Genomic DNA, 12,126 nt, shown 5'->3' with positions numbered 1-12,126 from the left:
CCGTTTTTTATATTTATTCCCTTTATTCTCCAAGCTATCCTGCGGAGAATTTGAGGTGTATTTATTTTTTTAAACACGTTCAATAATCATGGCAATTCCTTGCCCGACACCTATACACATGGTGCATAGGGCATAACGCCCTTGTTGGCGATGTAACTGATTGGTCGCAGCGATGGCTAGCCTTGCGCCACTCATGCCAAGAGGATGACCTAATGAAATGGCTCCACCATTTGGGTTAATTTGAGGGGCATCATCAGATAGGCCGAGTTCTCGGAGAACCGCGAGTGCTTGAGCGGCAAAAGCTTCGTTTAGCTCAATCACATCCATTTGCTCTATGGTCAACTGTGCCATTTTGAGAACTTTTCGAATAGCTGGTAAGGGGCCGAGTCCCATGAGCCGTGGCTCAACGCCACAAGTTGCAGAGGCAATAATACGTGCTTTTGGGGTTAATCCTTGAGCTTTTGCGATTTCTTGTGAGGCGATAATTAATGCCGCTGCACCATCATTGACACCAGATGCATTACCCGCAGTGACTGAGCCATTTTCACGAAAGGGCGCTTTTAGCTTTTGTAGTTGTTCCCATGTGGTTTCTGGCCGCGGGTGTTCATCTTCAGTGACAAGCACATTACCTTTACGATGTTTGATGGTGATAGGAATAATCTCTTGTGCAAAAATACCGTCTTTACGTGCTCGCTCAGTACGTTGTTGGCTGCGTAATGCAAAGGTATCTTGATCTGCTCGGCTAACATGATATTCCTGAGCTACGTTTTCGGCTGTTTCAGGCATCGAATCCGTAGAAAACTGCTCTTCCATTAGTGGATTGATAAAACGCCAGCCAATGGTGGTATCAAATAGCTGGGATTGCCGTGAAAAGGCGGAATCCGTTTTACCCATCACAAAGGGCGCTCGGCTCATTGATTCAACTCCTCCGGCAATCATTAGCCCAGCTTCTCCAGCCTTGATGCTTCTAGACGCAAGAGCAATCGCATCTAAACCTGAACCACAGAGGCGGTTGATTGTGGTTCCAGAAACAGATAAAGGAAGCCCTGCTAATAAACCTGCCATACGCGCGACATTGCGGTTATCTTCGCCGGCTTGATTCGCACAGCCAAGGATAATGTCATCGGTTAGTGACCAGTCCAATTGAGGGTGCCTTTCCATCAGCGCTTTTAAGGGAATAACGGCGAGATCATCAGGGCGTAAAGAAGAAAGTGAGCCACCATAACGGCCGATTGGAGTTCTGATACCATCACAAATAAAGGCTTCTCTCATGATATTTCCCCTGTTAAACGATGACCTAGGCGATGCGCGCGGCCATAAAACCAAGCAACGATTTTGCCTTCTTGATTAATAATTTCTACTTCATATAAGCCAGTACGTTTGCCTTGATGCTTAACTTGAGCTGTAGCTGTAAGCTGTTCACCCTCAAAGCTAGGCCGTATAAAATCAATAGAGCAACTTGAGGCGACGGCTGCAAGGCCATGACTATTACAGGCATAAGCAAATGTGGTATCAGCAAGGCTAAACAGTTGTCCACCATGGCAAGTCTTATGGCCATTTAGCATTTGTGGTGTCACTTTCATTGAGATTTGGGCTATCCCTTCGGTCACCATTTCAATCACCATACCCATTGCTTTGGCACAGGCATCATCCTGATACATGATTTGTGCAGATTGCTGAGCCAGCGTGATTTGCGTTTGTGTGCTCATTGCAACTCCTTGTTGGGTAATGAGAGGTAACCGGCAGCAAGCTGCCGTAACAGTGGGTTTGCTCGATAACGGCCATCTGCATAAAACAAGGTTAACTGTTCAAGGGTATTAAGAATATTTTGCCAACCAATTTGCTTACCCCAAGTGAGCGGGCCTTTGGGATAGTTAACGCCATAGCGCATGGCATTATCGGTATCCTCTGGACTGGCAATGCCTTTGTTCACGACATCCAATGCTTCATTGCACAACATGGCAACCGTACGCAAAGTTAATAGGCCGGGATAGTCGGGTAACACAATCACATCCTTGTTTAGCGATTGAAAAAAGGCGATCACAGTTTGATTGTCTTGATGACTATTTTGCATGGCGCAGCTGATAGCAATGATGGTTGCTTGAGCATAATCAGCCGATAAATCAAATTGAACAACACTTTGGTTTAGCCTCTGTGCCAATACTGAAGAGAGCTCTCCGTTCGTTAACATAACAATAACATTATCAATTAGAAGTGTCGGAATACTCAGGCAATCTGATTTAGATTCTTCGAGAAGGATCTCGTTTTGCCGTAATAGTTGTGCGAATTCAGGAAAAGTTTGCCAATCGCCTCGAGCAGTTACGACCAGAGGGTTGTTTAGAATCACTTTTTCTGCAATTTTGGCACTCGACAGCGTTTTGTTTTCACCGTAATGATAAAAGCCACAACCTGTTTTTCGCCCTAAATGTCCAGCTTGAACGAGTTCCAGTTGCTCAAATGAAGTTTGAAAACGAGGGTCATAACCAGAAGCCTGAAAAATCGAGTTGGTCACCGCGTAATTAACATCATGGCCAATAAGGTCAGTGAGTTGTAATGGCCCCATGGAGAAACCGCCAGCATCACGCAAAACACTGTCGAGTGTTGCAGGATCAGCAATTTTTTCTTCAAGCGCACGCAGTGTTTCTGCATAGAAAGGCCTTGCGACTCGGTTAACAATAAAACCGGGTGTTGAGCGGCAGATAACGGGAATTTTCCCCCAAGACAAAGTGAGTGTTTTTAGCTGTTCAATCACAGCATCGGTTGTTTCTCGCCCATGGATCACCTCGACGAGTTTCATCACAGGGGCTGGGTTGAAAAAATGCAGGCCAGCAAGGCGCTCAGGGTACTTTAATTGGCTAGCTATTGCTGTGATGGATAATGAGGAAGTGTTGCTAGCAAATAGGGTATCTTGTAGGCAAATACGTTCAAGTTCGCCAAAAATCGCTTGTTTTACGGCTAATTTTTCAGCGACAGCTTCAATGACTAATTGGGCTGGAGCCAACTCGGTAAGAGTATAAACAAGCGTGATGCGTGCTAGTAGTTCGTTTGTTGATTGGGCACCAACCTTACCTTGCTGAACACGTCGATAAAGCCGTTCATTCAAGGATATTTTTGCTTTTTCAAGCGCTTGTTTATTGATATCAAACAGGAGCACTGTATGGCCAGCACTCGCTGCAACTTGCGCTATGCCGACTCCCATTGTACCCGCACCAATAACGGCAACTGTTTTGAAAGTGGAGGTCATGTTAGCGTCCTTTGAACTTGGGTTCGCGTTTATTCAAAAAAGCATCAACACCTTCGCGGTAGTCTTCACTGCGTCCGCCAAGTCGCTGTAAATCGCATTCAAGATCGAGTTGTTCATCTAATGTATTGGTTGCAGCACTGTAGATAGCTTTCTTAATTAGCCCCAAACCATAGGTTGGCTGAGTCGCTAGGTGCTGAGCTAATGTATTAACGGTTGAGGCTAATGCGTCACTTTCGGTCACTTGCCAGATCATGCCCCACTGTAAGGCTTGTTCTGCGCTGATTTTATCACCCAGTAATGCCATCCCCATGGCTCTCGCATGCCCTGCTAATTGAGGTAAAAACCAGCTACCTCCGGAGTCAGGAACGAGCCCTAAGCGGCAAAAAGATTGAATAAAATTGGCATTTTTGGCAGCAATAACAATATCGCCCGCTAAAGCAATAGCAGCACCAGCACCTGCGGCAACGCCATTTACTGAGCATATAATGGGTTTAGGCAAGGCAATTAGCCTGCGAATTAAAGGATTATAAAAAGTCTCGACGGAATAGCCTAAATCAGGTGTTTCTGTGCCGATCGAGACATTACGATCATTGAGATCTTGTCCCGCACAAAAACCACGACCTGATCCCGTAATGACTAAACAACGGACGGTATCTTCGCGTTCAGCAATTTTTAGCGCCTCACTGAGTTGTTGATGCATTTCATCATTGAAACTGTTGAGCTTATCAGGGCGATTCAATGTGATGGTGAGCACCCCATTTTCCTGCTTTGTCAGTATCATTGCGTTGTTTTGCATATTATTGTCCTGTAAATTTCGGCGGCCGTTTTTCAAAAAAAGCATTGATGCCTTCACGACGGTCATCAGTGCCAGCTAAACTGACAAAATATTGGCGCTCAAGCTGTAAGCCATCAGACAATGACATTTCTTGTGCTGCATTAATGGCAGCTTTGGCGGCTTTTATTGCTAATGGCGCATGAGCACTTATGCGATTCGCAATTTTTTGTGCATATTCCACGACTAATTTATCGACACAAATTTGATTGATTAGCCCCGCTTGTAACGCTCGCGGTGCATTTATCGCCTCTCCTGTGAGCACCATTTGCATGGCAAGGGATTTACCGACACTCCGCACTAAACGTTGTGTTCCACCCGCACCGGGTATCAGTCCTAAGGTAATTTCAGGTAAACCAAAACGAGCTGATTCCCCGGCAATCACTATGTCACTGGCAAGAACCAGTTCGAAACCTGCACCGAGGGCATAACCATTCACGGCGCTAATAATAGGTTTAGTCACCTGAGAAAAACGTCGCCAAACTTGAGGCCGTCTATCCGTTATTGCAGTCGCCACTGTCTGTTGTTGCAGCTCTTTAAGATCAGCTCCTGCCGCGAAAAAACGTGTATTACCCGTAATCACCACTGCACCAATGTCAGGGTTGATATCAGCTTGCTCAAGGTATTTAACAAGCTGTTCGAGGCAATCGGTATTTAAGGCATTACGAACCTCGGGACGGTTAAGGGTTAGCGTCAGAACACGGTTTGCTGTTTGTGCTAAAATCCAGTCTGTTTGCATATCGCCCCCTAGACGTCAAAATCCAGTACCACGCCATCACCTTTCGGCCATGCTTGGCAGCTCAGAATATAACCATCGGAAATCTGGTCTGGCTCCAGGCTGTAATTCACGCCCATTTCCACATCTCCCGCCCTTAGCTTGCATTTACAAGTTGCACAAACACCGCCTTTGCATGCGTAAGGTAGGTCAGCACCTTGGCGTAGCGCAGCATCAAGAATGCTGTCATCTTGGCTATCCATATTGATAGTCAACATGCGGCCATCGAGATGAATACTGACTTGTCGGTTATCGGTGTTCATAGTCGCTGGTGGGCGAAATTTCATAGCGGTGGTATTAAAACGTTCACTGTGTATGTGTTCCGGCTTCATGCCAGATTCAGATAAGGCAGTTTGGACATCATCCATCATCTCTTCAGGACCACAGACAAAGGCATGGTCGAATTGACTAAAATTGAGTAAGGTTTGCCCTAATGCCATTAATTGGGGCTTATTGATGCGACCGCTGAGTAGCGCGCTATCTTGCTGCTCTTGGCTGAATAAATAGAGAACTTGGAAACGTTCAGCAAATTCATTTTTAAGATCTGAAATATTCTCTTTGAACATGACTGAGCGACTATTTTTATTACCGTAAATTAAGGTGAACTTGCTGTGAGGCTCGGTTTGTAGTGTCGATTTTATAATCGATAATAAAGGTGTAATACCAGAACCCGCAGCAACAGCAAGGTAGTAGGCTTGAGTACGAATATCGGGTTGATAGCCAAATTGGCCTTGCGGCACCATCACATCGAGGCTATCGCCAACATTGAGTTGTTGGTTAATAAAATTCGAAAAACGACCTTGATCAATAGCCTTAACACCAATCGTTAATATTCCTTCATCAGGAGAGCTACAGATGGAATAACAGCGACGCAGGTTTTCTCCGTTAACGAATGCTTTTACTGTTAAATGCTGACCTGGACGGTAGTAATATTGATCGCGTAGATCATCAGGAATACAGAAGGTCACAGCAACCGCATCCGGAGTGTCACGCTCAATTGCAGAAATACTTAAACGATGAAATACAGTCATGTGTGCGCCCTTAAATACATTTAAAGTAATCAAAAGGTTCGAGGCATTCGCGGCACCGATATAAAGCTTTGCAAGCTGTTGAGCCAAATTCACTGATTTTTTCAGTGTGTTGACTGTGGCAGCGAGGACAGGAAATCGGACCTGATAGCTCTGGATGATCACAAGATTTTCCTTCAGGTGGTGCAATGCCAAACTCGCGTAAACGCTGCTTCGCATCTTGATTCATCCAATCTGTTGTCCAAGCTGGGGTTAAAACCACCTGAATTTCCACATCGAGAAAGCCTGCCTGTTTCAAAACATGTTTAATTTCGGTAATTAAAAATTCGGTCGCCGGGCAACCTGAATAGGTTGGCGTAAACATAACTTTCCAACCATTCGATGTGGCAAAAACATTGCGGATCATCCCAAGATCAGTAATCGAGAGTGCGGGTAATTCTGGATCTGGTATTTGATGCAGCTGTTGCCAGATCTGATGAATTTGTGGCGGTTGTAAGTCTCGGGTAAGCAATCTCTGCTCCATAACATCACCATTCACAATTAGGGTAAGCACGTTGAAGAAACTGCAATTCAGTTAAAATGATGCCAAGGTGCTCAGTATGGCTGCCTTGTTTCCCCCCCAAACGGTAACCATTTTGTTCAGGAAGAGTCAGTGTTGCTTGTGCAAATGTATTTTCTACAGTGATCAGCCAATGTGCTTGTAAGGTGCGAGGATCGACAGCAATACCGACTGCTGCGAGCTCAATTTCAATTTCATCAGCATGGAATAATTCTCCCGTAAATCGCCATAACTGGTTCACGGATTGTTGAATTTTTTGGTGGCTTTCTTCACTACCATCGCCCAAGCGGATCATCCAATTACGGCTAAAACGTAGGTGATAAAGTGCCTCTTTCAGGGATTTCTCGGCAATAGCCGCGAGTTGTTCATCTTTACTGTGAGTCAGCGCTTCATACAAAGGCACGTGATAAGCATCGATAAAAAATTGGCGTACTAGGGTGTCATTGAATCCACCATTAGGCTGTTCAACGAGCAGTAAATTACCAAATTCGCGCTCATCGCGTAGAAACGCAATTTGGTCTTCATCACATTCAGATCCAGCAAGGGTTGCGGCATAAGCCAGAAAGTTTCTTGCTTGACCCAGTAAGTCCAGGCCGATGTTCGACAGAGCGAGATCAATTTCGAGTTCAGGTGCATGACCGCACCATTCGCATAGACGTTGAGCCAGAATTAACGGGGTATCCCCTTGTCTTAAAACATAGTGTTTGAGAGCGTCATGTTGATTCATTGTTATCACCTCACATGTTTTTGATGCCATCAGGAATGGTATAAAAAGTAGGATGGCGATAAACCTTGGTATCGGCGGGATCAAAGAATGAACTCTTATCATCTGGCTGAGAGGCAATCAGGTCAGTTGCTTTAACCACCCAAACCGAGCAACCTTCACTGCGGCGGGTGTAGGCATCACGGGCATTTTCTAGCGCCATTTTGTCATCAGCCGCATGGAGGCTTCCCACATGACGATGGGCAAGTCCTTGCTTGCTACGGACAAAAACTTCATACAGTGGCCAGTCTTGATTGCTCATTGTTATTTCCTCTTATTCAGCGCTAAGCCGCAGATTTGACAGTTTTTTGTTTCTGGCTATGCGCCATGGCACCTGTACGTACCCATTCGCCGTCTTCCCAAGCTTTTCGTTTAGCATTTAAACGTTCGTAATTACAGATGCCTTCACCTTTAAGTACTTGATAAAACTCTTTCCAATCAATTTCACCGAAACGGTAATGCCCCAGAGATTGATCCCACTGGAGATCAACATCAGGAATAGTCATGCCGAGCGCTTCAACCTGTGGCACTGTGTTATCAACAAATTTTTGGCGTAGCTCGTCATTACTGAATCTTTTAATTTTCCACGCCATGCTTTGAGCGCTATGTGGAGAATCGCTGTCATTTGGGCCGAACATCATCAAAACAGGCCACCAAAAGCGATTAATCGCATCTTGTAGCATGGCTTTTTGTTCGGGAGTTCCCTTCGCGAGTACTGTTACAGCTTCATAGCCTTGGCGCTGATGGAAGCTTTCTTCTTTACAGATTTTCACCATGGCACGTGCATAGGGGCCATAAGAGGCTCGGCATAGAGCGACTTGATTAACAATGGCTGCACCATCAACCAGCCAGCCAATGACACCAATATCTGCCCAACTGAGTGAGGGATAATTGAAGATGGAGGAGTATTTCATTTTTCCATCAAGAAGCTTTTGATAGACGTCTTGTCGTGAACAACCTAGCGTTTCTGCGGCGCTATAAAGATAAAGCCCGTGCCCAGCTTCATCTTGAATTTTTGCCAATAATATCGCTTTGCGCTTGAGTGTTGGTGCCCTCGTCAACCAGTTGGCTTCAGGCAACATGCCAATGACTTCCGAATGAGCATGTTGGCTCACTTGGCGGATTAGGTTCTGCCTGTAGGCGTCGGGCATCCAGTCTTTTGGTTCAATCTGGATATCGGCTTCGATTTTGGCCTCGAAGTTTGCCTGATTTTGCTCATTCATTTTACCTACCGATTATTTGATTCGATTTAAATTATTTAAAATAAAATATGAATCATATTTAATTAACATTAATGCTAGGAATTATTAACAATAAAATCAATGTTGGTTAATTGAGTTTTGCGATGAGCCTCACATTCATCATTGAACAATTATTGAAAATCAATATATTGCATTAGCATTATTAATGTTCTTACTTATGCGTTGGTTGCTTAATGAATAAATTGTTTTATATTTGTTAATTGTGGTCTATGGTCTATGATTATTTTTATGATACATGTTTTCCCATTAAGTCTGGTTTTGTGATTTTATTTTGGAGAGGTGTTATGCAGCAATTAAAAAGTTATATAACAGGGAAGTGGTTATACGGTGAAGGGGAAGCTCGGAAAATCTATCATGCGTTGACAGAAGAGGCCTTGTATGAAGTGACAACAGAGGGTTTACCTTTAATTGATAGTCTTGATTATGGGCGGCAAAAAGGTGGAGATGTACTCGCTGCAATGACATTCCAGCAACGTGGGCAAATGCTCAAGTCATTAGCTAAACACTTGCTCGAAAATAAAGCCTATCTTTATGATATATCGGCGCAAACAGGCGCTACTAAAGCGGATAGTTGGGTGGATATTGAAGGTGGAATTGCGACACTATTTTCTTTCTCTGGGTTGGCAAATCGTGAGCTACCCGATGATACTATTTGGCCAGAAGATGAAATGATCCCGCTATCTAAACAAGGGCAGTTCATTGCTCGTCATATTTTAACTTCCCGTCGTGGTGTGGCTTTACACATCAATGCATTTAACTTTCCTTGTTGGGGAATGTTAGAAAAAATAGCCCCGACTTGGCTAGCAGGAATGCCAGCCATTATTAAACCGGCAACTGCTTCGGCTCAGGTAACGCAAGCCATGGTATGCTTAATTGTTGAGAGTGGGATTGTACCGGAGGGGGCAATACAGTTGATTTGTGGTGGTGTGGGTGACATGTTTGAACATCTCGATTATGAGGATGTAGTGACATTTACGGGATCTGCTGAGACAGGACACAAATTAAAATCCCATCCACGGCTACGTGAAAAATCCATTCCCTTTACCATGGAAGCTGACTCTCTCAATTGTGCTATTTTAGGCATCGATATCACACCTGAACAGCCTGAATTTTCATTGTTTATTAAAGAAATTACGCGTGAAATGACTGCAAAAGCAGGGCAAAAATGTACTGCTATCCGGCGTATTATTGTACCTGAATCTCAGTTAGATAGTGTCAAACATGCACTACTTAAGCGGCTCTCAGGGGTGACAATTGGCAACCCAGCCGTTGAAGGGGTTCGCATGGGGTCCCTGATTAACCAAGAACAACGTGCTGATGTCCAAGATAAAGTTAGTTTTTTGCAGCAAAATGGCTGTGAAATACTGTGTGGAGGCACGACCAAAGATCTTGATGTGATAGGCGCTGACAGCCAAAAAGGGGCTTTTTACCCCCCGACCTTATTATATTGTGCTGATCCTTATATTCATCGAGCTGTTCATGAAATTGAGGCATTTGGTCCTGTGGCAACATTGATGAGTTATCAAACAACAGAGCAAGCGATTGAACTAGCAATTATGGGGGGTGGAAGTCTTGTAGGGACATTAGTGACAGCAGATGCATTGATTGCTCAAGAGGTGATCCGCAAAACAGCAAGAGCCCATGGCAGGATATTAATTCTCAATGAAGCCTCAGCCGTAGAATCTACAGGCCATGGTTCACCTTTGCCATTATTAGTACATGGTGGCCCCGGTCGTGCTGGTGGCGGTGAGGAACTAGGCGGGTTACGTGCAGTGAAGCACTATATGCAACGTACAGCAATTCAAGGTAGCCCATCAATGTTAACCTCCGTGACTAAACAGTGGGTACGGGGAGCAGATGTTATTGAAGACCCAGTACACCCATTTAGAAAATATTTCGAAGATTTATTAATAGGCGATACCTTACTGACTGCAAGACGTACAGTGACAGAAGCTGATTTAGTGAATTTTGCCTGTTTAAGTGGTGACCATTTCTATGCCCATATGGATAAAATCGGTGCTGCGCAGTCATTATTTGGTGAGCGTGTTGCACATGGTTATTTTGTGGTTTCAGCCGCTGCAGGTTTGTTTGTTGATGCAGCCGTTGGTCCTGTTATTGCGAATTATGGTATGGAAAATCTGCGTTTTATTGAACCCGTAAAAATCGGAGACACTATTCAAGTTCGCTTAACTTGTAAGAAGAAGATCAAAAAAACACAGAAAACAATAGAGGATAAGCCAAACGGTGTAGTCGAGTGGGATGTGCAAGTATTTAACCAAGAAGATATTGCTGTTGCTCTGTATAGCATTCTGACATTGGTTGAACGTCGTGAAGGGGATTTTTAATGTTGTTTACGACCTAAAACTTAAATATATTTTTACATATTTTACCGATGTAAAAGATGCCTTTTTAATCATTTTCTGTTTTGATGGAAAAACATCCAATATAAAGATTTTATATAAAACAGAAGAGAACAACATGAAAACACACCATCAATCGGTTTATCAACAATTTGATGAACAAGCCAATTCCTATTTGACTAGTCAAGTTCATGCTCAAGGGGAGGATTTACTCGCCTTGCAACATGCACTAAAAGGGAATTTAGAGGCTAAGGTACTTGACCTTGGTTGCGGTGCAGGTCATGCAAGTTTTATGGCCGCGTCTTTGGTTAGTTCTGTGACGGCTTATGATTTATCGGACTCAATGTTAGCTGTCGTAGCGTCAACCGCCGTAGAGCGTGAACTCAATAATATTGAAACATATAAAGGTGCTGCGGAGTCTTTGCCTTTTGAGAATAACAGTTTTGATATCGTGATAAGTCGCTATTCAGCACATCATTGGCACGATGTAGGCAGGGCACTCCGAGAAGTTCAACGGGTATTAAAACCGGGTGGTCGTGGTATTTTTATCGATGTGGTTTCACCTGGTCATCCGTTGCTTGATATCTATCTGCAGACGGTAGAGGTTCTGCGTGATACCTCGCATATTCGAGACTATTCCGCAGGGGAGTGGTCAAGCATGTTTAATGGTGCTGGGCTATTTGTGCGAGAGGTAAAAAGTTTTCGCCTACAGCTGGAATTTAGTAGCTGGGTTGAGCGAATGAGAACGCCAAAGCCTTTAGTTGATGCTATTCGCCAATATCAAACTACGCTAAGTTATGAAGCGAAAAATCATTTTGCAGTACAGGAAGATGGTTCCTTTACCTCCGATGTGATGTTGTTTGAGTTTTTGCGCCAATAAAAGTAGTTCTGGCTGAGCCGTAAAATATCTCTTTTACGGCTCAGAATAGGTTAATTTGCTAGAAATTGAGCTTGGTTTAATTGGCTAAGAGGGGCATTAACAGCAAAAATTTCGCCGATAACTTCAGGGATACCAAAGGATTTTAAACGAGCACTGTGCATTTCTAAGTAGGCTTGGGCTTGTTTCTCTGAAGCAAACAGGTAGATACCACCCGCTTTCTGAGTTGATTGGTTTTCTGTCCATATCTTCCAGATAAAACCAGGCTCATGGTTAATAGACTCGGCTAAGGCTTCCATGGCTTTAGCCATGTCTTCGCCCCAAGGACCTTGGTAAGGGAAGTGTACTTGTAAAATGACTTGCATGATAACGCATCCTGTTTATAGCGATTTTATCCGCTGGAACCAGTAATAAAACGCATTATTT

General features: G+C 44.1%; 13 protein-coding genes. 2 read left to right on the top strand and 11 right to left on the bottom strand.

Annotated elements, in window-relative coordinates; genetic code table 11:
• Positions 1 to 69 precede the first annotated feature (69 nt).
• The 10 genes from pcaF to paaA are packed head-to-tail and all read right to left on the bottom strand — an operon-like array spanning position 70 to position 8,424.
• Entirely contained in the window at positions 70 to 1,272 is a 1,203-nt protein-coding gene (pcaF, locus tag OOA_RS15090; RefSeq protein WP_008913027.1) for a 3-oxoadipyl-CoA thiolase, read from the bottom strand.
• Positions 1,269 to 1,709: a hydroxyphenylacetyl-CoA thioesterase PaaI gene (paaI, locus tag OOA_RS15085; protein WP_008913026.1), complete on the bottom strand. Its 441-nt coding sequence runs from the start codon at positions 1,707 to 1,709 to the stop codon at positions 1,269 to 1,271. Before paaI ends, pcaF begins: the two co-directional genes overlap by 4 nt.
• Complete coding sequence (locus OOA_RS15080) at positions 1,706 to 3,244, bottom strand: 3-hydroxyacyl-CoA dehydrogenase (RefSeq protein WP_008913025.1); 1,539 nt, start codon at positions 3,242 to 3,244, stop codon at positions 1,706 to 1,708. Before OOA_RS15080 ends, paaI begins: the two co-directional genes overlap by 4 nt.
• Position 3,245: 1 nt before the next feature.
• Positions 3,246 to 4,040 carry a 2-(1,2-epoxy-1,2-dihydrophenyl)acetyl-CoA isomerase PaaG gene (gene paaG, locus OOA_RS15075; RefSeq protein ID WP_008913024.1) on the bottom strand — a complete coding sequence of 265 codons (795 nt, stop codon included), beginning with the start codon at positions 4,038 to 4,040 and terminating at the stop codon, positions 3,246 to 3,248.
• 1 nt (position 4,041) lies between these two features.
• On the bottom strand, positions 4,042 to 4,815 hold the full coding sequence (gene paaF, locus OOA_RS15070) for a 2,3-dehydroadipyl-CoA hydratase PaaF (RefSeq protein ID WP_008913023.1): 774 nt from the start codon (positions 4,813 to 4,815) through the stop codon (positions 4,042 to 4,044).
• A gap of 8 nt (positions 4,816 to 4,823) precedes the next feature.
• A complete protein-coding gene (gene paaE / locus OOA_RS15065; protein ID WP_008913022.1) occupies positions 4,824 to 5,882 on the bottom strand; it encodes a 1,2-phenylacetyl-CoA epoxidase subunit PaaE in 1,059 nt (352 codons plus the stop codon).
• Positions 5,883 to 5,892: 10 nt separating this feature from the next.
• Positions 5,893 to 6,402, bottom strand: coding sequence for a 1,2-phenylacetyl-CoA epoxidase subunit PaaD (paaD, locus tag OOA_RS15060; protein WP_008913021.1), 510 nt, complete (start codon positions 6,400 to 6,402; stop codon positions 5,893 to 5,895).
• 4 nt (positions 6,403 to 6,406) lie between these two features.
• The gene (gene paaC, locus OOA_RS15055) at positions 6,407 to 7,165 is read right to left on the bottom strand and encodes a 1,2-phenylacetyl-CoA epoxidase subunit PaaC (RefSeq protein WP_008913020.1); all 759 of its coding nucleotides are present in this window, start codon (positions 7,163 to 7,165) and stop codon (positions 6,407 to 6,409) included.
• A 10-nt stretch (positions 7,166 to 7,175) separates the two neighbouring features.
• Positions 7,176 to 7,463 (bottom strand): 1,2-phenylacetyl-CoA epoxidase subunit PaaB, encoded by a 288-nt coding sequence (gene paaB / locus OOA_RS15050; RefSeq protein WP_008913019.1) that lies wholly within the window; start codon positions 7,461 to 7,463, stop codon positions 7,176 to 7,178.
• A 22-nt stretch (positions 7,464 to 7,485) separates the two neighbouring features.
• Positions 7,486 to 8,424, bottom strand: a complete 939-nt coding sequence (paaA, locus tag OOA_RS15045; RefSeq protein WP_008913018.1) for a 1,2-phenylacetyl-CoA epoxidase subunit PaaA — start codon at positions 8,422 to 8,424, stop codon at positions 7,486 to 7,488.
• A gap of 323 nt (positions 8,425 to 8,747) precedes the next feature.
• Between paaA and paaZ the strand changes: the two genes are divergently transcribed.
• Positions 8,748 to 10,808, top strand: coding sequence for a phenylacetic acid degradation bifunctional protein PaaZ (gene paaZ / locus OOA_RS15040; protein WP_008913017.1), 2,061 nt, complete (start codon positions 8,748 to 8,750; stop codon positions 10,806 to 10,808).
• Positions 10,809 to 10,914: 106 nt separating this feature from the next.
• On the top strand, positions 10,915 to 11,703 hold the full coding sequence (locus tag OOA_RS15035; protein ID WP_269078053.1) for a class I SAM-dependent methyltransferase: 789 nt from the start codon (positions 10,915 to 10,917) through the stop codon (positions 11,701 to 11,703).
• A gap of 50 nt (positions 11,704 to 11,753) precedes the next feature.
• On the opposite strand, the gene OOA_RS15030 is transcribed toward OOA_RS15035, so the two are convergent.
• Positions 11,754 to 12,065 carry a monooxygenase gene (locus tag OOA_RS15030; protein ID WP_008913015.1) on the bottom strand — a complete coding sequence of 104 codons (312 nt, stop codon included), beginning with the start codon at positions 12,063 to 12,065 and terminating at the stop codon, positions 11,754 to 11,756.
• Positions 12,066 to 12,126: the final 61 nt, after the last annotated feature.

The organism is Providencia burhodogranariea DSM 19968, from assembly GCF_000314855.2.
Taxonomy (GTDB): Bacteria; Pseudomonadota; Gammaproteobacteria; order Enterobacterales; family Enterobacteriaceae; genus Providencia; species Providencia burhodogranariea.
The sequence above is the reverse complement of the archived record's forward strand: the minus strand, read 5'-3'. Positions and strand labels throughout refer to the sequence as shown.

Bases quoted from the DNA above. Each gene is read 5' to 3' on its own strand.
- pcaF (WP_008913027.1), bottom strand. From the start codon at position 1,272: ATGAGAGAAGCCTTTATTTGTGATGGTATCAGAACTCCAATCGGCCGT.
- paaI (WP_008913026.1), bottom strand. From the start codon at position 1,709: ATGAGCACACAAACGCAAATCACGCTGGCTCAGCAATCTGCACAAATC.
- OOA_RS15080 (WP_008913025.1), bottom strand. From the start codon at position 3,244: ATGACCTCCACTTTCAAAACAGTTGCCGTTATTGGTGCGGGTACAATG.
- paaG (WP_008913024.1), bottom strand. From the start codon at position 4,040: ATGCAAAACAACGCAATGATACTGACAAAGCAGGAAAATGGGGTGCTC.
- paaF (WP_008913023.1), bottom strand. From the start codon at position 4,815: ATGCAAACAGACTGGATTTTAGCACAAACAGCAAACCGTGTTCTGACG.
- paaE (WP_008913022.1), bottom strand. From the start codon at position 5,882: ATGACTGTATTTCATCGTTTAAGTATTTCTGCAATTGAGCGTGACACT.
- paaD (WP_008913021.1), bottom strand. From the start codon at position 6,402: ATGGAGCAGAGATTGCTTACCCGAGACTTACAACCGCCACAAATTCAT.
- paaC (WP_008913020.1), bottom strand. From the start codon at position 7,165: ATGAATCAACATGACGCTCTCAAACACTATGTTTTAAGACAAGGGGAT.
- paaB (WP_008913019.1), bottom strand. From the start codon at position 7,463: ATGAGCAATCAAGACTGGCCACTGTATGAAGTTTTTGTCCGTAGCAAG.
- paaA (WP_008913018.1), bottom strand. From the start codon at position 8,424: ATGAATGAGCAAAATCAGGCAAACTTCGAGGCCAAAATCGAAGCCGAT.
- paaZ (WP_008913017.1), top strand. From the start codon at position 8,748: ATGCAGCAATTAAAAAGTTATATAACAGGGAAGTGGTTATACGGTGAA.
- OOA_RS15030 (WP_008913015.1), bottom strand. From the start codon at position 12,065: ATGCAAGTCATTTTACAAGTACACTTCCCTTACCAAGGTCCTTGGGGC.